This window comes from Bradyrhizobium icense, assembly GCF_001693385.1.
GTDB classification, from domain to species: domain Bacteria; phylum Pseudomonadota; class Alphaproteobacteria; order Rhizobiales; family Xanthobacteraceae; genus Bradyrhizobium; species Bradyrhizobium icense.
This window is the reverse complement of the sequence record NZ_CP016428.1, coordinates 132,266-153,706: the sequence shown is the minus strand read 5'-3', so window position 1 is coordinate 153,706 and position 21,441 is coordinate 132,266. Positions and strand designations below refer to the sequence as shown.

The 21,441-nt window shown below is 63.3% G+C and carries 20 protein-coding genes; 13 read left to right on the top strand and 7 right to left on the bottom strand.

The features are described from left to right. Window positions 1–125 precede the first annotated feature (125 nt). The 5 genes from rbfA (at window position 126) to LMTR13_RS00760 (ending at window position 5,385) form a co-directional block, all read left to right on the top strand. Complete coding sequence (gene rbfA, locus LMTR13_RS00780) at window positions 126–539, top strand: 30S ribosome-binding factor RbfA (RefSeq protein ID WP_065726262.1); 414 nt, start codon at window positions 126–128, stop codon at window positions 537–539. Further along, window positions 539–1,672, top strand: a complete 1,134-nt coding sequence (gene truB, locus LMTR13_RS00775; RefSeq protein WP_065726261.1) for a tRNA pseudouridine(55) synthase TruB — start codon at window positions 539–541, stop codon at window positions 1,670–1,672. The genes rbfA and truB overlap by 1 nt, the downstream gene beginning before the upstream one ends. Before the next feature lie 2 nt (window positions 1,673–1,674). Continuing rightward, window positions 1,675–1,944, top strand: a complete 270-nt coding sequence (gene rpsO / locus LMTR13_RS00770) for a 30S ribosomal protein S15 (protein WP_028347859.1) — start codon at window positions 1,675–1,677, stop codon at window positions 1,942–1,944. Window positions 1,945–2,262: 318 nt separating this feature from the next. Then, complete coding sequence (pnp, locus tag LMTR13_RS00765) at window positions 2,263–4,419, top strand: polyribonucleotide nucleotidyltransferase (protein ID WP_065726260.1); 2,157 nt, start codon at window positions 2,263–2,265, stop codon at window positions 4,417–4,419. Window positions 4,420–4,638: 219 nt separating this feature from the next. Further along, window positions 4,639–5,385, top strand: coding sequence for a superoxide dismutase (locus LMTR13_RS00760; protein ID WP_065726259.1), 747 nt, complete (start codon window positions 4,639–4,641; stop codon window positions 5,383–5,385). Between the two features lie 69 nt (window positions 5,386–5,454). Here LMTR13_RS00760 and katG read toward each other — a convergent pair whose 3' ends face one another. Then, a complete protein-coding gene (gene katG, locus LMTR13_RS00755) occupies window positions 5,455–7,608 on the bottom strand; it encodes a catalase/peroxidase HPI (RefSeq protein ID WP_065726258.1) in 2,154 nt (717 codons plus the stop codon). Between the two features lie 103 nt (window positions 7,609–7,711). On the opposite strand from katG, the gene LMTR13_RS00750 reads away from it, so the two are divergent. The 3 genes from LMTR13_RS00750 (at window position 7,712) to LMTR13_RS00740 (ending at window position 9,920) form a co-directional block, all read left to right on the top strand. Beyond that, a complete protein-coding gene (locus LMTR13_RS00750) occupies window positions 7,712–8,650 on the top strand; it encodes a LysR substrate-binding domain-containing protein (RefSeq protein WP_065726257.1) in 939 nt (312 codons plus the stop codon). 29 nt (window positions 8,651–8,679) lie between these two features. After that, window positions 8,680–9,132: a GNAT family N-acetyltransferase gene (locus LMTR13_RS00745; protein ID WP_065726256.1), complete on the top strand. Its 453-nt coding sequence runs from the start codon at window positions 8,680–8,682 to the stop codon at window positions 9,130–9,132. Between the two features lie 191 nt (window positions 9,133–9,323). Further along, complete coding sequence (locus LMTR13_RS00740) at window positions 9,324–9,920, top strand: glutathione S-transferase family protein (protein WP_065726255.1); 597 nt, start codon at window positions 9,324–9,326, stop codon at window positions 9,918–9,920. A 41-nt stretch (window positions 9,921–9,961) separates the two neighbouring features. On the opposite strand, the gene fabV is transcribed toward LMTR13_RS00740, so the two are convergent. From fabV to fabA, 3 genes are all read right to left on the bottom strand, one after another. Then, window positions 9,962–11,134 (bottom strand): enoyl-ACP reductase FabV, encoded by a 1,173-nt coding sequence (gene fabV, locus LMTR13_RS00735; RefSeq protein WP_065726254.1) that lies wholly within the window; start codon window positions 11,132–11,134, stop codon window positions 9,962–9,964. Window positions 11,135–11,158: 24 nt separating this feature from the next. Next, window positions 11,159–12,382 carry a beta-ketoacyl-ACP synthase I gene (gene fabB, locus LMTR13_RS00730; RefSeq protein ID WP_065726253.1) on the bottom strand — a complete coding sequence of 408 codons (1,224 nt, stop codon included), beginning with the start codon at window positions 12,380–12,382 and terminating at the stop codon, window positions 11,159–11,161. A 62-nt stretch (window positions 12,383–12,444) separates the two neighbouring features. Beyond that, the gene (fabA, locus tag LMTR13_RS00725; RefSeq protein WP_065726252.1) at window positions 12,445–12,969 is read right to left on the bottom strand and encodes a 3-hydroxyacyl-[acyl-carrier-protein] dehydratase FabA; all 525 of its coding nucleotides are present in this window, start codon (window positions 12,967–12,969) and stop codon (window positions 12,445–12,447) included. 334 nt (window positions 12,970–13,303) lie between these two features. On the opposite strand from fabA, the gene irrA reads away from it, so the two are divergent. Next, a complete protein-coding gene (gene irrA, locus LMTR13_RS00720) occupies window positions 13,304–13,795 on the top strand; it encodes an iron response transcriptional regulator IrrA (RefSeq protein ID WP_065732306.1) in 492 nt (163 codons plus the stop codon). A gap of 134 nt (window positions 13,796–13,929) precedes the next feature. On the opposite strand, the gene LMTR13_RS00715 is transcribed toward irrA, so the two are convergent. Beyond that, window positions 13,930–14,457 (bottom strand): SH3 domain-containing protein, encoded by a 528-nt coding sequence (locus LMTR13_RS00715; protein WP_065726251.1) that lies wholly within the window; start codon window positions 14,455–14,457, stop codon window positions 13,930–13,932. 347 nt (window positions 14,458–14,804) lie between these two features. Here LMTR13_RS00715 and LMTR13_RS00710 point away from each other — a divergent pair, with 347 nt between their 5' ends. Further along, complete coding sequence (locus LMTR13_RS00710; protein WP_065726250.1) at window positions 14,805–15,806, top strand: 2-hydroxyacid dehydrogenase; 1,002 nt, start codon at window positions 14,805–14,807, stop codon at window positions 15,804–15,806. 45 nt (window positions 15,807–15,851) lie between these two features. On the opposite strand, the gene LMTR13_RS00705 is transcribed toward LMTR13_RS00710, so the two are convergent. Then, window positions 15,852–16,772: a LysR family transcriptional regulator gene (locus LMTR13_RS00705; protein ID WP_065726249.1), complete on the bottom strand. Its 921-nt coding sequence runs from the start codon at window positions 16,770–16,772 to the stop codon at window positions 15,852–15,854. Between the two features lie 120 nt (window positions 16,773–16,892). On the opposite strand from LMTR13_RS00705, the gene LMTR13_RS00700 reads away from it, so the two are divergent. Continuing rightward, complete coding sequence (locus tag LMTR13_RS00700) at window positions 16,893–17,894, top strand: aldo/keto reductase (RefSeq protein WP_065726248.1); 1,002 nt, start codon at window positions 16,893–16,895, stop codon at window positions 17,892–17,894. A 112-nt stretch (window positions 17,895–18,006) separates the two neighbouring features. On the opposite strand, the gene LMTR13_RS00695 is transcribed toward LMTR13_RS00700, so the two are convergent. Beyond that, window positions 18,007–18,810: a HesA/MoeB/ThiF family protein gene (locus tag LMTR13_RS00695; protein ID WP_065726247.1), complete on the bottom strand. Its 804-nt coding sequence runs from the start codon at window positions 18,808–18,810 to the stop codon at window positions 18,007–18,009. A gap of 146 nt (window positions 18,811–18,956) precedes the next feature. Here LMTR13_RS00695 and LMTR13_RS00690 point away from each other — a divergent pair, with 146 nt between their 5' ends. Further along, entirely contained in the window at window positions 18,957–20,336 is a 1,380-nt protein-coding gene (locus LMTR13_RS00690) for a serine protease (protein ID WP_065726246.1), read from the top strand. 281 nt (window positions 20,337–20,617) lie between these two features. Then, window positions 20,618–21,385 (top strand): ParA family protein, encoded by a 768-nt coding sequence (locus LMTR13_RS00685; protein ID WP_065726245.1) that lies wholly within the window; start codon window positions 20,618–20,620, stop codon window positions 21,383–21,385. Window positions 21,386–21,441: the final 56 nt, after the last annotated feature.

The following is a 21,441-nucleotide window of genomic DNA, read 5'->3' as shown; positions in this document are numbered from 1 at the left end:
TTATTGACTGAAAGTGTGACGTCATGGCCGGACTCGTTCCGGCCATCCACGTCCTGATCCTGATTAAACAAGCAAGACGTGGATGCCCGCGACTAGCGCGGGCATGACGGCTTTGAGAGACAGCAATGCCCCGCCACCACAACAAGAGTTCCGCTCCCGGCGGCTCGCAACGCCAATTGCGCGTTGGCGAGACCGTACGCCATGCGCTCGCCGATATTCTATCGCACGGTAACGTGCACGACCCCGACCTCGAAGGCCACATCATCACCGTTCCCGAGGTGCGAATGTCGCCGGACCTGAAACTCGCGACGATTTACGTGATGCCGCTCGGTGGGCGCGACACCGACGTCGTGATTGCGGCGCTCGAGCGCAACAAGAAGTTCCTGCGCGGCGAGATCGCGCATCGCGTTAACTTAAAATTTGCTCCCGACCTTCGCTTTCGCGTCGACGAACGATTCGATGAAGCGGAACGGATCGAGAAATTACTGAGAACACCTGCGGTGCAGAGAGACCTCGCACCCGATTCGGACGACAAGTGATGACGATGCCCACCGCCAACCGCGTGGTCGAGCAGCAAACTGCCGATTCGCACGACGCTGAGAAAAATATTTTTTCCGATTCGCGCAACGATGGTGAACGCCACGTCGACGACGGCAAACGCCGCACCAACAACGACCCGCGTCACAACAAGCAGCCGCGCCAGAACAACCAGCCGCGACGCGACAAGCGCGACGTTCATGGCTGGGTGATTCTCGACAAGCCGATCGGCATGACTTCGACGCATGCGGTTGCGGTGCTCAAACGCCTGTTCCAGGCCAAGCGCGCCGGCCATGCCGGTACGCTCGATCCGCTGGCGTCCGGCGGCCTGCCGATCGCACTCGGCGAGGCCACCAAGACGGTTCCGTTCGTGATGGACGGCCGCAAGCGCTACCGTTTCACGGTCGCCTGGGGCGAGGAGCGCGACACCGACGATACCGAGGGGCGGGTGACCCAGACCAGCGAGCTCCGCCCGTCGGCGGATGCCATCCGGGCCCTGCTGCCCCAGTTCACCGGCCTGATTGAGCAGATCCCGCCGCAGTATTCGGCGATCAAGGTTCAGGGCGAGCGGGCCTATGACCTGGCGCGGGACGGCGAAACCGTCGAATTGAAGCCCCGGCCGGTCGAGATTCACGAATTAACCCTTGTAGAACATGGAGATAACGGCCAGTCCGTGTTCGAGGCGGAGTGCGGTAAGGGCACCTATGTCCGGGCGCTGGCCCGCGATATCGGCCGGATTCTGGGCTGTTTCGGCCATATCTGCGCGTTGCGGCGGACCCTGGTCGGCCCGTTCCGCGAGACGGACATGATTCCGCTGGAAGAGTTGGAGGCTTTGTGCAATAGAGCCGCGTCTGGCGAGGGAAGCCTCGCCGACGCGCTTTTGCCCGTTGAGACCGCGCTGGACGACATCCCGGCACTGGCCGTCACACGGGCTGATGCGGCAAGGCTCCACCGGGGCCAGGCCGTTTTGTTGCGCGGACGGGATGCGCCCAATAGTAGCGGCACAGTCTATGTCACGGTGGCAGGCCGCCTTTTGGCGCTTGCCGAAATTGGCAATGGCGAACTCATCCCCAAGCGCGTGTTCAACCTGACCGGGCTGACTGCCAGTCCCGGTCGCAGCAATGAGAGAGTTTGACGATGTCGATTACCGCCGAACGCAAAGCGGAAGTCATCAAGACGAATGCCACCAAAGCCGGCGACACCGGCTCGCCCGAGGTCCAGGTTGCGATCCTGTCGGAACGCATCAACAACCTCACGGGCCACTTCAAGACCCACGTGAAGGACAATCATTCACGCCGCGGTCTCCTGAAGCTCGTGTCGACGCGCCGCTCCCTTCTCGACTACATCAAGAAGAAGGACGAGGCGCGTTACAAGGCGTTGCTCGAAAAGCATAACATTCGTCGTTGATTTGAGTGTGCGCGCGCAGTTTGCGCGCGTTTTCGCATGATTTTCCGAGGAAACCGGACTCCAGTTTTTGGAGACGATCATGCGCAAGGAGCATCATCCGACAAGGATCGTGCTCGACAAACGTCCAGCAGCAATCCGGCCGCTGGACAGGGCAAGGTGCCCATGACTGCCGAGAGGATGGACGCCATCCGAAAGACAAGGACCATGGCAGGATCGCCGGATGCTGATCTCATGTTGCGATCAACGTCCCGCCATCTTGCGCATGGTCTTTGTGTTTTTGGGCTCCGTTCGCTCATGAACCCATGAAAGAAGACCACTATGTTTAATACGCATTCCGTCGAGATCGACTGGGGTGGACGTCCCCTCAAGCTGGAAACCGGCAAGATCGCCCGTCAGGCCGACGGCGCCGTGATGGCGACCTATGGCGAAACCGTCGTGCTCGCCACCGTCGTTGCCGCCAAAGCGCCGCGCGAGGGCGTCGACTTCCTGCCGCTGACCGTCGACTACCAGGAAAAGACCTACGCCGCGGGCCGCATTCCCGGCGGCTACTTCAAGCGCGAGGGACGTCCGACCGAAAAGGAGACGCTGGTCTCCCGCCTCATCGATCGCCCGATCCGTCCGCTGTTCGCCGACGGCTGGCGCAATGAAACCCAGGTCATCGTCACCGTGCTCTCGCACGACATGGAGAACGATCCCGACGTGCTGTCGATGGTCGCGGCCTCGGCCGCGCTGACGCTGTCGGGTGCGCCGTTCAAGGGACCGATCGGCGCCGCGCGCGTCGCCTTCAGCAACGACGAATACATCCTCAATCCCACGCTCGACGAGATGACCGACACGCAGCTCGACCTGGTCGTCGCCGGGACGTCGGACGCGGTGCTGATGGTCGAATCCGAAGCCAAGGAGCTTTCGGAAGAGATCATGCTCGGCGCGGTCATGTTCGGTCATCGCCACTTCCAGCCGGTGATCAAGGCGATCATCGAGCTGGCCGAGAAGGCCGCCAAGGACCCGCGCGAAGTCACCACCATCGACAACAGCGAGATCGAGAAGGAAATGCTCGGCCTGGTAGAGCAGGACCTGCGCTCGGCTTACGCGATTCCGATCAAGCAGGAGCGCTATGCGGCGGTCGGCAAGGCCAAGGAAAAGGTGATCGCGCACTATTTCCCGGAAGGCCAGGAGCCGAAATACGACAAACTGCGCATCGCCGGCGTGTTCAAGGAGCTCGAAGCCAAGATCGTTCGCTGGAACATCCTCGACACCGGCAAGCGCATCGACGGCCGCGACAACAAGACCGTGCGCAACATCATCGCCGAAGTCGGCGTGTTGCCGCGCGCCCACGGCTCGGCGTTGTTCACCCGCGGCGAGACCCAGGCGATGGTCGTGACCACGCTGGGCACCGGCGAGGACGAGCAGTATATCGACGCGCTGTCGGGAACGTATAAGGAGACGTTCCTGCTGCACTACAACTTCCCGCCCTACTCGGTCGGTGAAACCGGACGTCTCGGCGGCACCAAGCGCCGCGAGGTCGGTCACGGCAAGCTCGCCTGGCGCGCGATCCATCCGGTTCTGCCGCCGCACCACGAATTCCCCTACACGGTGCGCGTGGTCTCCGAGATCACCGAATCCAACGGCTCGTCGTCGATGGCCTCGGTATGCGGCGCCTCGCTGGCGCTGATGGATGCAGGCGTTCCCTTGAAGCGGCCGACCGCGGGCATCGCGATGGGCCTGATCCTGGAAGGCTCCCGCTTTGCAGTCCTGTCCGACATCCTCGGCGACGAGGATCATCTCGGCGACATGGACTTCAAGGTGGCCGGCACCGACCAGGGCATCACCTCGCTGCAGATGGACATCAAGATCGAGGGCATCACCGAGGAGATCATGAAGGTCGCACTCGGCCAGGCCAGGGAGGGGCGCGTCCACATTCTCGGCGAGATGGCCAAGGCGCTGACCAACGCTCGCGCCGAGCTCGGCGAATACGCGCCGCGCATCGAAACCTTCAAGATCGCAACCGACAAGATCCGTGAAGTGATCGGCACCGGCGGCAAGGTGATCCGCGAGATCGTCGAGAAGACCGGCGCCAAGGTCAACATCGAGGACGACGGCACCGTCAAGGTCGCCTCCAACGACGGCGAGGCGATGAAGGCCGCGATCAAGTGGATCAAGTCGATCGCCTCCGATCCGGAGATCGGCCAGATCTACGACGGCACCGTGGTCAAGGTGATGGAGTTCGGCGCCTTCGTGAACTTCTTCGGCGCCAAGGACGGCCTCGTCCATATCAGCCAGCTCGCCGCCAGCCGCGTGCAGAAGACCTCCGACGTCGTCAAGGAAGGCGACAAGGTCAAGGTCAAGCTGCTCGGCTTCGACGACCGCGGCAAGACCCGGCTGTCGATGAAGGTCGTGGACCAGACCACCGGCGAGGACCTCGAGGCCAAGCAGAAGGCGGAAGGCCAGGCACCGCGCGAAGCGGCCGGCGAGTAAGACATCGCTAAAATGTGAACAAGAGGGCGGCCGAACGGCCGCCCTTTTTTGTTGGCTGCCCGAGTTACACTGCCAGGACCGCGGCACCTGTGCGATTCCGTCGCAGGAGTATAAGGAAAGAAAACGAAACCCGATCCCGCTCCTCACCCGTAACTTGCCGCGCGCAGCGGCCTACGGCGCACACAGTCACCAAGCTCACCTACAGTTAAGGAGAAGTCGATGTCATCCATATCCCGGCGCCATTTGATGTTTGCTGCAACCGGTATCGCGGCCGTGGCTGCAGCCCCACGTCTCGTCTTCGCGCAGGCCGCTGCTCCCGCCCCGGCCGCCGCCCCAACTGGGCCGTTCACGCTGCCGCCGCTGACCTATCCGACCAATGCGTTCGAGCCCCACATCGACGCCAAGACGATGGAAATCCACCACGGCAAGCATCATGCAGCCTATGTCGCCAACCTCAACAACGTCGCCAAGTCCCATTCGCAATTGGGCACGGCGAAGATCGAGGACGTGCTCGGCAACCTGAATGCGCTCGACGACAGCATCAAGTTCACCGTCCGCAACAATCTCGGCGGCCATGCCAACCACACCATGTTCTGGGAGATCATGGGCCCGAACGGCGGCAAGCCGGAGGGCGAGGTGCTGGCGGCGATCGACCGTGACCTCGGCGGCATGGAAAAATTCCAGAATGATTTTAATGCCGCCGGCGGTCGTCAGTTCGGCTCGGGCTGGGTGTTCGTCACCGTCAGCAAGGACGGCAAGCTTGCGATCGAGACCCGCCCGAACCAGGACAACCCGATGATGGACGGCAGGCGCGCGCTGATGGGTAACGACGTCTGGGAGCACGCCTATTACCTGAACTACCAGAACCGCCGCGCGGATTATCTGAAGGCGTGGTGGAATACGGTGAACTGGGCCAAGATCGCGGAGCGTTATGCTGCGGCGAAGGCCGGTACGCTCGGCGTGTGATCGCATTCGATGTGAAAAGGGCGGCCTCTCGGCCGCCCTTTTTGTTTTTGCAGATGGCTCTCGTGGGGATCAGGCGAGCTCGAACCGATCGAGGTTCATCACCTTGGTCCATGCCGCCACGAAATCCTTCGCAAACTTCTCCTTCGAGTCCGTGCACGCATAGACCTCCGCGAAGGCGCGGAGCTGCGAGTGCGAACCGAAGATCAGGTCGACGCGGGTGCCGGTCCACTTCAACGCATTCGTCTTCCGGTCCCGGCTCTCGTACACGCCGTCGGAGCCGGCAGGCTGCCATTGCGTGCCCATGTCGAGCAGGTTGACGAAGAAATCGTTCGTCAGCGTGCCCGGCTTTTGAGTGAATACGCCGTGTTTCGACCCGCCGAAATTCGCACCGAGGACGCGCAGGCCGCCGACCAGAACCGTCATCTCGGGCCCCGTCAGCCGCAGCAGTTGCGCCCGGTCCACCAATGCCTCCTCAGGCGCCATGAACTGATGCTTCTTGCTGCTGACGAAGTTGCGGAAGCCGTCGGCACGCGGCTCCAGCGGAGCAAATGACTCGACGTCGGTCTGGTCCTGCGACGCGTCCATGCGCCCCGGCGTGAACGGCACCTTCACGTCGACGCCAGCGTCCTTGGCGGCTTTTTCGACCGCTGCGCAGCCGCCGAGAACGATCAGGTCGGCGAGCGAAACTTTCTTGCCGAACTCCTTCTGGATCGCTTCGAGCTTCTGCAGCACCGTCTTGAGCTCGGCCGGCTGGTTGACCTCCCAGTCCTTCTGCGGGCTGAGACGAATCCGCGCGCCATTGGCGCCACCGCGCTTGTCGGAGCCGCGGAACGTCGATGCCGACGCCCATGCGGTCGAGACGAGCTGTGAGACCGACAGGCCGGAGGCGAGGATCTTCGCCTTCAGCGCGGCGATGTCCTGCTCGCCGATCAGCGGATGATCCACCGCCGGGACCGGGTCCTGCCAGATCAGCGTTTCCTTCGGCACCAGCGGGCCGAGGTAGCGCGCGATCGGGCCCATGTCGCGGTGGGTGAGCTTGAACCAGGCACGCGCGAATGCGTCGGCGAACTGGTCCGGATGCTCGTAGAAGCGCCGCGAGATCTTCTCGTAGGCCGGATCGAGGCGCAGCGAGAGGTCGGTGGTCAGCATGGTCGGCACATGCTTCTTCGACTTGTCGTAGGCGTCCGGGATGGTGGCCTCCGTCCCTTTTGCCTTCCACTGCTTCGCGCCGGCCGGGCTCTGCGTCAGCTCCCATTCGTTTTCGAACAGGTTCTTGAAGAACAGATTGCTCCACTTGGTCGGCGTCTGGGTCCAGGTGACTTCCGGGCCGCCGGTGATGGCGTCGGCGCCGATGCCGGTGCCATGCTTGCTCTTCCAGCCGAGGCCCTGATCCTCCAGCGCGCCGCTTTCCGGGTCCGGTCCGACCAGCGACGGATCGCCGGCGCCGTGAGTCTTGCCGAAGGAGTGGCCCCCGGCAATCAGGGCGACGGTTTCCTCGTCGTTCATCGCCATGCGGAAGAACGTCTCGCGGATGTCCTTGGCCGCCGCGATCGGGTCAGGATTGCCGTTTGGCCCTTCCGGATTGACGTAGATGAGACCCATCTGCACGGCGCCGAGCGGCTCCGAGAGCTGGCGCTCGCCGCTATAGCGTTCGTCGCCGAGCCAGGTGCCCTCAGGCCCCCAGAACAGCTCCTCCGGCTCCCAGACGTCGGGGCGGCCGCCGGCGAAGCCGAACGTCTTGAAGCCCATCGATTCCAGCGCGACGTTGCCGGCGAGAATCATCAGGTCGGCCCACGAGATTTTCCGGCCGTATTTCTGCTTGATCGGCCACAGGAGCCGGCGCGCCTTGTCGAGGTTGGCGTTGTCAGGCCAGCTATTCAGCGGCGCAAAACGCTGCTGACCGGCGCCGGCCCCGCCGCGGCCATCCGTGATGCGGTAGGTGCCTGCACTGTGCCACGCCATGCGGATCATCAGGCCGCCATAGTGACCGAAGTCGGCCGGCCACCATTCCTGCGAGTCCGTCATCAACGCGTGCAGGTCCTTGATCACGGCATCGAGATCAAGCGTCTTGAATTCCTTGGCGTAGTCGAACGCCCCGCCCATCGGATCGGAGAGTGTGGAATTGCGGTGAAGAACCGAAACGTCCAGGGCGTCCGGCCACCAGTCGCGGTTCGTGCGCGCGCGATTGCCGCCCGAGAACGGGCATTTGGTCTTGTCGTCCATGATTTTCTCCTGAGGTGGCTTCCTGTTCGGATTGGAAACACTCTAAGCAGAGCCTTCCATCAGGTGAAGTTGATTTTAATGATCGATACGATAAGATATTCTGATGATACAGGTCACGCTCCGACAGCTCCGCTACTTCGATGCGCTGGCGCGTCACGGCCATTTCGGACGCGCGGCGGACGAGTGTTCGATCTCGCAGCCGGCGCTGTCGATGCAGATCAAGGAAATGGAAGAAATCCTCGGCGGCGTGCTGCTGGAGCGAAGCGCACGACAGGTGACGCTGACGAAATTCGGCGAAGAGATCGTCCAGCGCGTCCGCGACATCCTGCGCTCGGTCGATGAACTCGGAGATTTTGCGCGTGCCGCACGCGACCGGCTCGCGGGGCGCTTACGCATCGGCATGATCCCGACGATCGCGCCCTATCTCTTGCCCAAGGTGATCGAGCATCTCGCGCGCTTGCATCCCGAGCTCGATATTCATGTGCGCGAAACTTTGACGCCGAAGCTGATCAAGGAGGTCACGGAGGGCCGGCTCGATACCGCAATCGTTGCCCTGCCCGTATCAGAACCTTCGCTGACCGAGGTCGCCTGCTTTTCGGAAAATTTCCTCCTTGTGCGGCCGGGCGAGGATGAGGACACGCCGGTGCCGAGCCATGAAATGCTGCGTGAAATGCGACTCTTGCTGCTCGAGGAGGGTCATTGTTTCCGCGATCAGGCGCTGTCGTTCTGCAACATGCAATCCTCGCCGCCGCGGGAAGTCCTGGATGCGAGCTCACTGTCGACGCTCGTGCAAATGGTCGGCGCCGGCATCGGCGTCACCCTGATCCCTGAAATGGCGGTCGCTGTAGAAACGCGCTCGGCACAGGTCTCCGTCGCCCGCTTCAGGAATCCGCAGCCGTCGCGAACCATCGGCATGGTCTGGCGCAGGACGAGCCCGCTCGCCGGACAGCTCCAGCAAATCTCCGAAGTGGTTTGCCTCGCGGCCGACGCATTGCGCGAACAGCGCAAGACGGGATCGTCATCACGGAAATCACGGACCTGACCGGCCGGGCGCCTCGGGAGATATCGACCATGTCACAACCGATCATCCGCCTCGCCCGCGCCGACGAGTACGATGAGGTCGCCCGCATCTGGATGGAGAGCTGGGCCTCGACCGGATTGGAGGATGCCAGCGATGCCCTGCTGGCAAAACTCCGTGCGCGCGTCCCGATGGAGGTGGAGAAGGGCTGGAGCCTCTACGTCGCCGACGATAACGGGAAATTGGCGGCGATGCTCGCGTTGCATCTTCCCGATCGCTATCTCGATCAATTGTTCGTCGCGCCGGAATATCAGGGCAACAGCATCGGACGCCAGCTACTCGCTTTTACGCGCAAACATCTGCCGGACGAAATCTGGCTGCGCTGCGTGCGAGAGAACGAAAAGGCTTGGCACTGGTACGAGCGCGAAGGCTTTGTGTTCGAGAAGGAGGAGGTCGAACCGGCGATCGGCCGCTTCATGAAATATTATCGCTGGCGAAACGACTAAGCACCCCTGCATAGCGAGACCACGGTGGGTCGGGACTCCGGAAATCGTCAACCGATCCGGCGTGCGAAATAAAGTTGACCAACATGTCGTTGGAGCACGGCTCGTTAGTTCCAGGCGTAGTGCATTGCCAATTCGCGGTAGACGCGCAATGAACAAGCGCCGTTCGTCCACGCCGAAGAAAGGTTCATCCCATGATCCAACTCTACTGGTCGCCGCGCTCCCGCTCCTTCTCCGCGATCTGGCTGCTGGAAGAAGCCGGGCTGCCTTATGAGCGCGTGCTCACCGACATCACTACGGGCGCGCAGAAGGCGCCGGAATATCTCGCGGTCAATCCGATGGGCAAGGTGCCTGGGCTGAAGGACGGCGACGCCGCGCTCGGGGAAGCCGCCGCGATCTGTGCTTATATCGCCGACCGCTATCCGGAAACCAATCTCGCACCGGCCGCGACCGATCCGCTGCGCGCAAGGTACCTGCAGTGGTTGTTCTTTTCGCCGAGCTGCATCGAACCGGCGCTGATCCAGCTCTTTACCAAGCTGGAGGTGCCGGCGAGCACGGCGGCATGGGGAAGTGCGGCGCAGACGTTCGATGTGCTCGATGCCGCCTTGCAGGAGAGCCCCTGGATTCTCGGCGAGAAGTTTTCGGCCGCCGACATCATGCTCGGCTCGGGGCTGAATTTTGCGGTGCGGCTGTTCAAGATGGTGCCGCCGCGGCCATCATTCGATGCCTATATCGACCGCTGCGCGGCGCGCGCGGCGTTTCAGCGCGCGGAGAAGATCGCAGCGGGGTGAGACGCAATCGAACGCAGCCGGGATGGACCTTCCCGAGTGGCTTAACCCGGCACGACGCGGGGGTCCACGTCCTGTGAGTAGTCGATGCCGTCGATGCCAAAGCCGAACAGGCGAAGGAATTGGCTCCTGTATTCTGGAAGGTCGGCCAATTCGCCGAGCGTTTCGGTGGAGAGGAGGGGCCATCGTCGCAACACCTCCGCCTGAACTTCGTGAGAAAGCTCCCAGTCGTCGAGCCTGATGCGCCGCGCCTCGTCAACTTCGACACCCGGGCCAAGGCGAGTCCGGAACAGGCGATCGATCTGTTCGATGCATCCTTCGTGGAGCCCGAGTTGCTTCATTACCTTGAACAGCACCGTCCCATAGAGCGGCACCACGGGAATGGCCGAACTCGCCTGGGTGACCACAGCCTTCAACGCCACCACGCGGGCCGCGTCCTGGCCGATCCGGCCCCGGATCTCTTCCGCCTTGCGGTCGAGATCGACCTTGGCGCGGCCAAGGGTGCCTTTCCAGTAGATGGGCCACGTCAGTTCGCTGCCGATGTAGGTGTAGTTGAGCGTCCGGAAGCCTGGCGCCAGAACACCGGCGTCCGCGAGTTGGTCGATCCAGCGCTTCCAGTCATCGCCCCCCATCACCGCTACCGTGGCGGCGCCTTCATCCTCACTTGCCGGCGCAAGAGTCGTCTCGAAGACCTCGCCCGTTTCAGTGTTCAAGGTCTTGATTTCGACGGGGGCGCCTAGCGGCTTGATCGCCGAGCGATAAGTCTTGCCCGTGACTGGATCCGTGCGGACCGGAGCGGCCATGCTGTAGACCAGCATGTCCAGTTGTCCAAACTTTTCGCGGACACGGTCGATGAAAGTTTTCTTCAACTCGTCGGAGAAGGCGTCGCCCTCAAGCGTGAGGGGCGATCGTCCGATCCTCTGAGCCTCGCTCTCAAATGCGCGGTTGTTGTACCAGCCAGCGCTGCCCGTCCTGCTTGCCGAAGGCTCGCGCTCCAACGACACGCCGATGGTTTCCGCTCCGCCGGCGAAAGTCGCAACGATGCGGCTCGCGAGGCCGTAACCCGTCGAACATCCCAGCACGGCGACGCGCTTGGGGCACCCCGGAGCGGGCCCCTGGCGCAGAACATAAGCGATCTGGTCGCGGACATTGCCGGCGCAGCCGACAGGATGTGCCGTCGTGCAGATGAAACCTCGCACGCGCGGTTCAATAATCATACCTACTCCGTTTCGGATCGCAAATCACGCATCCAGCCGCTGGAAGACCAGCGTGGCGTTGGTGCCGCCGAAGCCGAAGGAGTTCGATAGCACGGTGTTGAGCTTGGCGTTGTCGATACGCTTGCGCACGATCGGCATGTCGGCGAACACAGGATCCAGCTCCGTGATGTGTGCGCTCTCGCAGACGAAGCCGTTGTTGAGCATCAACAACGAATAGATCGCTTCCTGCACGCCGGTGGCTCCGAGCGAATGGCCGGTCAGCGCCTTGGTCGCGGAAATCGGCGGGCACTTGTCGCCGGTACCGAACACCTTGCGGATCGCTTCGATCTCCGGGGGATCGCCGGCCGGCGTCGAGGTCGCGTGCGGATTGATGTAGTCGATCGGGCCCTTCACCGTCGACAGCGCCATGCGCATGCAGCGCTCCGCGCCTTCGCCCGAGGGCGCGACCATGTCGTAGCCGTCCGAGGTCGCGCCGTAGCCCACAACTTCGGCGTAGATGCGGGCACCGCGCGCCCGTGCATGATCGAGTTCTTCCAGCACCAGCACGCCGGCACCACCGGCTATGACGAAGCCGTCGCGGCTGATGTCGTAGGGCCGCGAGGCGGTCGCCGGCGTATCGTTGTATCTCGAGGACATCGCGCCCATGGCGTCGAACAGCACCGACAGCGTCCAGTCGAGTTCTTCGCAGCCGCCGGCGAAGATGACATCCTGCTTGCCGATCTGGATCGTCTCATAAGCATTGCCGATGCAATGGTTCGAGGTCGCGCAGGCCGAGGAAATCGAATAATTCACGCCCTTGATCTTGAACCAGGTCGCAAGCGTTGCCGACGCAGTCGACGACATGCCCTTGGGCACGGCGAACGGACCGACCCGCTTCGGGCCCTTGCTGCGCGCGATGTCGGCAGCCTCCACCAGCGTCCGGGTCGACGGACCGCCCGATCCCATAATGATGCCGGTACGGACGTTCGAGACCTGATCGGGTTCGAGCGCGGAGTCGCGGATCGCCTGCTCCATTGCGACGTGATTCCATGCCGCGCCTTCGGCGAGGAAACGCATCGCGCGGCGATCGATTACTTCGGCAGGATTGAGCGTGGGCGCACCCTGGACCTGCGAGCGGAAGCCGAGCTCCGCATGCTTCTCGGCGCGCGTGATGCCGGACTTCGCCTCGTAAAGGCTCGACAGCACTTCCTGGGTGTTGTTTCCGATGGATGAGACAATCCCCATCCCCGTGATGACAACCCGCCTCATGTTCGCCTCGCCTACCGTTTCCGTTCTTGTGTGAAGACCATCTTGCTGTGCAGTCGCGCGGTTCAGCCGCCCGGCGCGGAGCCCTGCTTGAACAACCCGACCTTCAGATCCTTGGCGCGATAGATAATCTCGCCATCCATGGAAAGCCAGCCGTCGCCAACGCCAAGCACCAGCTTTGAACGCATCACGCGTTTCATGTCGATGTTGTACACAACCTTGCGGGCGTTCGGCAGCACCTGGCCGGAGAACTTCAGTTCGCTCAATCCCAGCGCCCGGCCGCGCCCCTCGCCGCCAATCCAGCCGAGGTAGAATCCGACCATCTGCCACATCGCGTCCAGGCCGAGGCAGCCCGGCATGACCGGGTCGTTCTTGAAATGGCAGCCGAAAAACCACAGGTCCGGCTTCACATCGAGTTCGGCGCGGATCAGGCCCTTGCCGAACTCCCCGCCCTTGTCGGTGATCTCGGTGATGCGGTCGAACATCAACATCGGCGGCAGCGGCAATTGCGCATTGCCGGGGCCGAACATCTCGCCGCGGCCGCAGGCGAGCAAATCCTCATATTCATAACCGCTGCGCCGATCCAGCATCGTATTCAGCCTCACCTTAGATGTCCCGATGGAGCGCTTTTGAGCGAACCGGACCCGTTTCCCTACGGGAGAACGCTTGTTTCCCGCAATTTGGCGCTACTTAGGGTGCTATCGGCGTTAGCCTCTGCCGAAATCGCATATGTGGTCCGCGCGCTCTGTAACATAGGCATTGCGGCCCGGCAAAGCACTGGAACGGGCTAAAACGCCGCGTAGTTGCGCTGGTTCCTCTTAACCTTGGGCCGGTTCTAGTTGCGAAAAACTTGCATCTACCTGATTTCCTTTTATATTGGGCAAGAATATTGCCAAGTTAGCGCGTGTGGTACCCGAAGTGGACATGAACGACCAAGCCTCGCCCCATAACGACGACGGTATCGATCCGGCTGCCCGCGCGGCCGGACATCAGCCGGCGTTGACCGGCTGTCCGTGGCACGACGTCAATGAAATGCTGCAGGCCGCAGGCCTCAGGCCCACGCGCCAGCGCATGGCTCTGGGCTGGCTCCTGTTCGGCAAGGGCGCCCGCCATCTGACCGCGGAAATGCTGTACGAGGAGGCGACGCTCGCCAAGGTTCCGGTGTCGCTTGCGACCGTCTACAACACGCTCAACCAGCTCACCGATGCCGGCCTGTTGCGCCAGGTCTCGGTCGACGGCACCAAGACCTACTTCGATACCAACGTCACCGCGCACCACCACTTCTATCTCGAGAACAACCACGAGCTGGTCGACATTCCCGATCCGCATCTGGTGCTGTCGAAGATGCCCGACGTGCCCGAGGGCTACGAGATTTCCCGCGTCGACATGGTCGTGCGGCTGCGCAAGAAGCGCTGAACGCTTTCGTCGTCCCTGCGGAACGCAGGGACCATAACCACACATCTATGTTGTGAGGAAGGGCGTCTACCCGCGCGCCCTTTTGAGAAGCCGCGGCGTATAGGTCCCTGCGTTCGCAGGGACGACCGAGAATCTCAATCCACCCTCTCATCCGCATACACGCCCCACAGGCGCTGCTGCTCGATCCAGCCATCAAAGCCGTTGCCGATCACGCGGCACCAGCCGGCGGCGCATTTCTTGACTTGCGCGACGACGCCGGCCTGCAGGCGGGCCGCAACCGCGCTGGTCGGATCTGGGCGATCGTAAAGCGACGCCAACTCGTCCTTGCTCTTCATGGTGACGACGGCGGTGCGGCGGCCGGACAGCAGCGAATGATAGACCCAGCCTTCGGCGCCTTCGGAATCGCGCACGCGCCGCCAGTTCTCGAACTCGGCGGTGATTTCGACCGGCAGGCCCGAGCGGGTATAGACCCAGGCGACGTCGTTGTCCTTGGTCGGACCGGCCCGCACATTCACATGATCGGATTTGAGGCTGACATATCGCGGCACCGGCAGGCCGCTTGTGGTGGTGGCCGAATCCTTGGCCGAAAATCCTGTGCTGACCGATGCGAGAAGCCAGCACGCCGCCAGCACCAACACCGAACAGAAACGCCCCAACGCCATCAACCCGTCTCCTGTCGAGCCAATCCCAACTCGAATTCTCCGAGTTGAAACCGCCTGCCAACGCCCCGAAAAACCCCAGACCCCGTGCCCCGCTTTGGCCGCACCCGGCCTGCGACGGCCGAGGGGTTCTTGTCTTGGCCCGGCCTTCTGATAGAGAGGACGGAACGCCTAGAACCAGAACGCCCGGATTTTCTGCCGAAAATCCGAGGCAAGTATTGGGAACCCAAGGGACTTACCTCAGCAAACAGCCGGATACCGGGACCGCGTGGCCATCGCAGTGTCGAACAACCGGGTTAATGAGGTCTGAACGGCGCGCCTCCGCGCACCCTCCCTCATGAGAGCAGGACATGTCGGTTAAGAAAAAACCTCTCGTCGTCGTCACTCGCAAACTGCCGGACTCGATCGAGACCCGGATGCGCGAACTGTTCGACGCGAGGTTGAATCTCGACGATACGCCGATGACGCCGGAACAGATCGCGGATGCGGTCCGCGCCGCCGACGTGCTGGTGCCGACTGTCACCGACGTGATCAGCGAAGGGATCCTCAAGGACTCCGACTGCAAGCTGCGCATGATCGCCAATTTCGGCAACGGCGTCGACAATATCGACGTCGCGGCGGCGCATGCGCGCGGCATCACGGTGACCAATACGCCGAAGGTACTGACCGAAGACACCGCCGACATGACCATGGCGCTGATCCTCGCCGTGCCGCGGCGGCTGATCGAAGGCGCCTCGATTCTCACCGAAGGCAAGAACTGGGCTGGCTGGTCGCCGACCTGGATGCTCGGCCATCGCATCGGCGGCAAGCGCCTCGGCATCATCGGCATGGGCCGCATCGGCCAGGCCGTCGCCCGCCGCGCGCGCGCCTTCGGCCTGCAGATCCACTATCACAACCGCCGTCCCGTAGCGCCTATCATCGCCGAAGAACTCGGCGCTACCTACTGGGAAAGCCTCGACCAGATGCTGGCGCGGATGGACATCATCTCGGTGAACTGTCCGCATACGCCTGCGACCTATCACCTGTTGTCGGCGCGGCGGCTGAAGCTGATCCGCAAAGACGCCTACATCGTCAACACCGCGCGCGGCGGCGTGATCGACGAGGACACGCTGATCAAGTTGCTCGAAGCCGGCGATGTCGGCGGCGCCGGCCTCGACGTCTACGAGCACGAGCCCGCGGTCAATCCGAAACTGGTGCGGCTGGCGAAAGCCGGCAAGGTGACGCTGCTGCCGCATATGGGCTCGGCCACCATCGAGGGCCGCGTCGAGATGGGCGAGAAGGTGATCATCAACATCCGGACCTTCCTCGACAACCACAAGCCGCCGGACCGCGTGCTGCCCAGCATGCTGTGAGCGGTCGGATTGGCCCTGCGCTTACCCTCTCCTGGAGGGTAACAGCTACGGCGTCTTGCTCCGCCGCCTCTCCCGCTTGCGCCACTCCGCGACGAAGGCCACGAACGCTGCAAGCGCCGGCGGCGGCTGGCGACGGCTCGGGTAGTACAGAAACGGTCCCGGAAACGGCGGGCACCAATCGTCGAGCACGCTGACCAGCGCGCCCGACTTGATGCCATAGCGTACGTAACCTTCGAACGTCAGCCAGAAGCCTACCCCGTCATGGACGGCGCGCAACGCCAGTCCCAGATAGGTTGCGATCAACTTGGCCGGCGGCGAGACCTTCACGACGCGCCCTGCTTTCTCGAACTCCCAGTCCAGCATCGCGCCGCTGCCGAAGCGGGTGCGGATGCAGGCGTGATCGAGCAAATCCTTCGGCGCGTTCGGCCTGCCGTGCCGCGCGACGTATTCTTTTGACGCCACCACCGCGTAACGCTGCGGCGCCCCCAGAGAGACCGCGATCATGTCCTGCGCCAGATGTTCGCCGTAGCGCACGCCGGCGTCGAAACCGGCGGCGACGATATCGACAAACGAACTCTCGCCGACGATCTCCAGCTCGATTTTGGGATGCTTCTCGAGAAACGGCGCGACCATCGGCGCCAGCACCAGATCGATCGCCGGCGGTGGCGCGTTGATGCGCAGACGCCCCGACGGCACGGCCCGCAGGCCGCGCACCTGATCGAGCGCCGCGCCGACATCCGACATCGCCGGGCCGACGCGCCCCAGCAGCAACTCGCCGGCTTCGGTGAGGGCTACGCTGCGCGTGGTGCGATTCATCAGGCGCACGCCGAGCCGCTCCTCCATGTCGCGCAGCCGCTGGCTGAGGCTCGAGACAGAGACGCCCTGCTCTATCGCCGCACGGCGGAAATTCCGGGTGCGCGCCACGGCAACGAAAGCATCGAGATCGCGGAGGTCGAAATCCTTCATTGTTCGATATTGTGAACAAGCTATTTCGAATTGTCCAGCTTATCGGCCCAGTCGCGAGGGTTCATATCTGCCTCGTCAGCGCGGCGCGAGACGTTCGCCGGCGATTTCGAGGAGAACATCATGGAAAAACGCAAACTCGGCACGACGGGCCCAACCGTTTCCGCCATCGGCCTCGGCTGCATGGGCATGTCGGACTTCTACGGTCCGGCTGACCGCAGCGAGAGCATCGCTACCGTTCATGCCGCGCTCGATGCCGGGATCACCCTGCTCGACACCGGCGATTTCTACGGCATGGGCCACAATGAAATGTTGATCGGCGAGGCGCTCGCCGCGCGCGGCCGCGACAATGTCCGGATCAGCGTCAAGTTCGGCGCGCTGCGCGATCCCGCAAAGAACTGGTCCGGCTATGACAGCCGCCCGGCAGCAATCAAGAATTTCCTCGCTTATTCGCTGCAGCGGCTGCGCGTCGAGACCATCGACCTCTATCGGCCGGCGCGGCTCGATCCGGACGTGCCGATCGAAGAGACGGTTGGTGCGATGGCCGACATGGTGAAGGCCGGCTGGATCAGGCATATCGGCCTGTCGGAAGTCGGTGCGGAAACCATCCGCCGCGCCCATGCGGTGCACCCGATCAGCGATCTGCAGATCGAATATTCGCTGATCTCGCGCGGCATCGAGGACGACATCCTGCCGACCTGCCGCGAACTCGGCATCGGCATCACGGCCTATGGCGTGCTGTCGCGCGGACTGATCAGCGGGCACTGGAACGCCGACCGCGGGACCAAGGATTTTCGTGCCATGAGCCCGCGGTTTCAGGGAAGCAATCTCGACGCCAATCTCGCGCTGGTGGATTCGCTGCGTGCGATTGCGGATGGTGTTGGCGCTTCGCCCGCACAGGTCGCGATTGCATGGGTCGCGGCGCAAGGCAAAGATATCGTTCCACTGGTCGGCGCCCGCCGCCGTGACCGCCTCACTGAAGCGCTCGGCGCGCTCGAAGTGAAGCTGACAGAAAAGCATCTCACCGCGCTTGCGAAGGCGTTTCCGCCTGGCGCCGCGGCTGGCGCGCGGTATCCGGAGGCGCAGCTCGCGCACATGGACAGCGAGAAGCGCGCCGGAGCGTGAGCGGGACATACCTAAGGCTGGTGCATGCGGCGGCACCCCCACCCCGCCCTCCCCCGCACGCGGGAGAGAGTCGGGGCGGGGGCAGCCACTCGGGGATTCTGACCGCGGGACTCTACGCCGCGTGCCCGCTCAAATCGATGATGACAGGCGTATCGCCATTGAGCGGGTTTTGCGGATCGCGCGCGTAGCGCAGGGTTTCGAACCGCATCGCGCGCGCATCCACCATCACCAGCCGCCCGACCAGGCTCTCGCCGAAGCCGACGATTTCCCGGATCGCTTCCAGCGCCATCATCGAGCCCAACATGCCCGCCAGCGCGCCCATGACGCCGGCCTCGGCGCAGGCCGGTATGGTGCCGGGCGGCGGCGGTTCGGGAAACAGGCAGCGATAGGTCGGATTGAACTGCCCGTCGGCGCCGCGCTCATGCGCCCGGATCGTGGTCAGCGATCCGTCGAACATCCCGAGTGCCGCCGTGATCAGCGGCTTGCCGGCGAAGAAGCAGGCATCGGAAACCAGATAGCGGGTTTCGAAATTGTCGGAGCCGTCGAGCACGAGATCGTAGCCGTCGATCAGCGACATCGCATTTTTTGCGTCCAGGCGCACCGCGTGCGCCTGGAACTGAACATGGGGATTGAGCGCGTGAACCGTCTCCGCGGCGCTGTCGACCTTGCGCCGTCCGATATCCGGCGTGGTGTGGATGATCTGCCGCTGCAGATTGGACAGCGAGACGACGTCGTCATCGACAGCGCCGAGCCTGCCGACACCCGCCGCCGCAAGGTACATCAAAACCGGTGCGCCGAGGCCGCCGGCGCCGATCGCCAGCACCGATGCCTGCTTCAGCGCAGCCTGCCCGGGACCGCCGACTTCACGCAGCACGATATGGCGGGCGTAGCGTTCGAGTTCGTCGGCGCTCAGCATGGTCGTGCGCTGTCCTTCCTTCGCTGGCAAACCCTCATCGTGAGGGGATCCCCCTGAACCGGGGCGCGGTTGTTGCCGACTAAGCAGATGTGCTTAATTGGCCGGGCGTCAATGATCGCACCCTCCTTATTCTGCCGGGATTTGTCATGAGATTGGTGCTTTCAGCAACATTGACGATCGCAGCCTCGGTTTTTGTGATCTCCGAGGCCGCCGCGCAGGCGCAGATGACGCCACCTTCCACGGCGGGTACCAAGCCTAAACAAGTCACGACGGTGCCAATCCGTCCCGCGCTGCAGAAGCCGGAGGACACGGCGAAGGCTATGAGCCAGGCCGAGCGGCTCGCGCTGCAGTCGGACCTCGCCTGGGTGGGGCAATATAACGGCGCGATCACCGGCGACGTCAGCGAACGCATGGTCAATGCCATCAAGGAATTCCAGAAGTCGCGCGGGGCTAAGCCAACCGGCGTGCTCAATCCGCAGGAGCGCGGCCTCCTCACCGATACTGCCAGGAAAAAGCAGGAGAGCGTCGGCTGGAAGGTCGCCATCGATCCCGGCACCGGCGTGCGGCTGGGGATTCCGACCAAGCTGGTGCCGCAGCAGGCCAGCGACGCCAACGGCACCAAATGGACCTCGCCGACCGGCACGATCCAGATTCAACTGGCACGGCGCAAGGAAGCCAATCCGACCACGGCAAAACTCGCAGAGCGCGAGAAGAAGGAGCCGGGCCGCAACATCGACTATACCGTGGTCAAGCCGGAATTCTTCGTGCTGTCCGGCCGGCAGGGCCTGAAGAAGTTTTATATGCGCGGCACCTTCAAGGGCGACGAGGTCCGCATCCTCACCATCATGTACGACCAGGCGACCGAGAACATCGTCGAGCCGGTCGTGATCGCGATGTCGAGCGCGTTCAACGCATTTCCGGTGGCAGCGCAGACGGCGGGGCCTCCCCCGCGCAAGAGCGTGGAATACGGCACCGGTGTCGTCGTCGGTGACGACGGCGCGATTCTGGCCGACCGCCAGATCACCGATGGCTGCCTCGCGGTCGCAATTGCAGGCTTCGGCAATGCCGATCGCGTCGCCGCGGACAAGGAGCACGATCTTGCGCTTTTGCGCATCTATGGCGCACGCGGGCTGAAGGCGCTCAATCTCGCCAACGCCGCCACCAAGATGGCGCTCGACGTCACCGGCATTGCCGATCCGCAGAACCAGGGCGGCGGCAGGGCGGTGACCAGCGTCAAGGCTTCGGTGTCCCAGCTTGGCGGCGGCAGCGACATCGCGCTGACAGCCGCGCCGGCGCTTGGCTTTTCCGGCGCGCCCGCGCAGGACGGCGACGGCAAGTTCGCCGGCATCGCGCTGCTGAAGCCGGTTCAGGTGGCGGGACCCACCAATGGCATACCGGCGGCGCAGGCCGTGCTGGTGACAGCCGATACCGTGCGCGACTTCCTCAAAGCCAACGGCATCAATGCAGCCGGCGGATCGACCGATGCCAAGGCGTCGGTGGTCCGCGTGATCTGCGTCAGGAAGTAGAGTTCGTGTCGCGGAAGATGCTACGCATCGCCGAGGGGGCGCTGCGTCTGCTTCTGCTGCCGTTTTCATTGGCAAAATGCGCCGCACGGCAGTATTTGCCCGGATGACCCCATTTCCATAATGGGGCATCATTGCAAGCTGACTGATTCGGACTACCGCGATCCCCTGACCTTTGGATCGGGCTGGGCACGTCTGAGCGAGCGCGTAACTCGGCGTCGCAGAATGCGGCGCAGCTCGTGTGCCGTAACCCAAATACCTGAAAGCCATCCAAAGGACTTGAAATGCAGACGATCGTATTGGCCACCCAGAAGGGCGGCTCGGGGAAAAGCACGCTCGCCATCAGCCTTGCACTTGCCGCCATCCGGGCCGGCCACGCTGTCCGTCTGATCGAGGCGGACTCGCAGGGCACCGTTTCAAACTGGCGGCGCCGGCGCCGATATGCCCAGCCGATCGTTGAGCCGGTCTACGCCGCCAGGGAGCTTGAACAACGCCTGCAATCGCTCGACCGCGAGGGCGTGACGGTAGCGATCGTCGATACCGCCGGCGGGGTCAGCGCAGCGACCAATTCAGCCATTCGTTATGCCGACTTCTGCCTGATTCCGACACGTCCGAGCATCGCCGACATCGAGGCGACCGCCGCGACGCTGCGCGTCGTCAGGGCCTGGCAAAAGCCTTTCGCCTACGTCCTGAACCAGACCCCGATCCGGGCCGCGGCGCGCCTCGCCGGCGCGGAAAATGCGCTGAGCGATGAGGCCGCGCTCGACATCATCGATATTGTTGCCAGTCCTTTCATCGTGATGCGCAACGATCACCAGGACGCCTTGAGCGCCGGCCTTGCGGTCAGCGAATATGCGCCAAACGGCAAATCCGCCGAGGAAATCCGTGGCCTCTGGCAATGGATCGCGGCCAGGTTGAACGATGCGACGGCCGCCGACGAGGAGTTCGCCGAGGCGTTCGCGGAAACCCCGGAGATTCTTCCGGCAATGGCTGCGCTCGCGCCCATCGAAAACGACAGCGCCCTCTTCCTGAGAGCGCCAGCTCGAAGCTGACACCCCGCGCTCCGCAACCTCACTGCGAGGGGCAACGCGGGGGCTTGTCCGCCGAA

Excerpts from the sequence above, each read along its gene's own strand:
- rbfA (WP_065726262.1), top strand. The coding sequence starts at position 126 with ATGCCCCGCCACCACAACAAGAGTTCCGCTCCCGGCGGCTCGCAACGC.
- truB (WP_065726261.1), top strand. The coding sequence starts at position 539 with ATGACGATGCCCACCGCCAACCGCGTGGTCGAGCAGCAAACTGCCGAT.
- rpsO (WP_028347859.1), top strand. The coding sequence starts at position 1,675 with ATGTCGATTACCGCCGAACGCAAAGCGGAAGTCATCAAGACGAATGCC.
- pnp (WP_065726260.1), top strand. The coding sequence starts at position 2,263 with ATGTTTAATACGCATTCCGTCGAGATCGACTGGGGTGGACGTCCCCTC.
- LMTR13_RS00760 (WP_065726259.1), top strand. The coding sequence starts at position 4,639 with ATGTCATCCATATCCCGGCGCCATTTGATGTTTGCTGCAACCGGTATC.
- katG (WP_065726258.1), bottom strand. The coding sequence starts at position 7,608 with ATGGACGACAAGACCAAATGCCCGTTCTCGGGCGGCAATCGCGCGCGC.
- LMTR13_RS00750 (WP_065726257.1), top strand. The coding sequence starts at position 7,712 with ATGATACAGGTCACGCTCCGACAGCTCCGCTACTTCGATGCGCTGGCG.
- LMTR13_RS00745 (WP_065726256.1), top strand. The coding sequence starts at position 8,680 with ATGTCACAACCGATCATCCGCCTCGCCCGCGCCGACGAGTACGATGAG.
- LMTR13_RS00740 (WP_065726255.1), top strand. The coding sequence starts at position 9,324 with ATGATCCAACTCTACTGGTCGCCGCGCTCCCGCTCCTTCTCCGCGATC.
- fabV (WP_065726254.1), bottom strand. The coding sequence starts at position 11,134 with ATGATTATTGAACCGCGCGTGCGAGGTTTCATCTGCACGACGGCACAT.
- fabB (WP_065726253.1), bottom strand. The coding sequence starts at position 12,382 with ATGAGGCGGGTTGTCATCACGGGGATGGGGATTGTCTCATCCATCGGA.
- fabA (WP_065726252.1), bottom strand. The coding sequence starts at position 12,969 with ATGCTGGATCGGCGCAGCGGTTATGAATATGAGGATTTGCTCGCCTGC.
- irrA (WP_065732306.1), top strand. The coding sequence starts at position 13,304 with ATGAACGACCAAGCCTCGCCCCATAACGACGACGGTATCGATCCGGCT.
- LMTR13_RS00715 (WP_065726251.1), bottom strand. The coding sequence starts at position 14,457 with ATGGCGTTGGGGCGTTTCTGTTCGGTGTTGGTGCTGGCGGCGTGCTGG.
- LMTR13_RS00710 (WP_065726250.1), top strand. The coding sequence starts at position 14,805 with ATGTCGGTTAAGAAAAAACCTCTCGTCGTCGTCACTCGCAAACTGCCG.
- LMTR13_RS00705 (WP_065726249.1), bottom strand. The coding sequence starts at position 16,772 with ATGAAGGATTTCGACCTCCGCGATCTCGATGCTTTCGTTGCCGTGGCG.
- LMTR13_RS00700 (WP_065726248.1), top strand. The coding sequence starts at position 16,893 with ATGGAAAAACGCAAACTCGGCACGACGGGCCCAACCGTTTCCGCCATC.
- LMTR13_RS00695 (WP_065726247.1), bottom strand. The coding sequence starts at position 18,810 with ATGCTGAGCGCCGACGAACTCGAACGCTACGCCCGCCATATCGTGCTG.
- LMTR13_RS00690 (WP_065726246.1), top strand. The coding sequence starts at position 18,957 with ATGAGATTGGTGCTTTCAGCAACATTGACGATCGCAGCCTCGGTTTTT.
- LMTR13_RS00685 (WP_065726245.1), top strand. The coding sequence starts at position 20,618 with ATGCAGACGATCGTATTGGCCACCCAGAAGGGCGGCTCGGGGAAAAGC.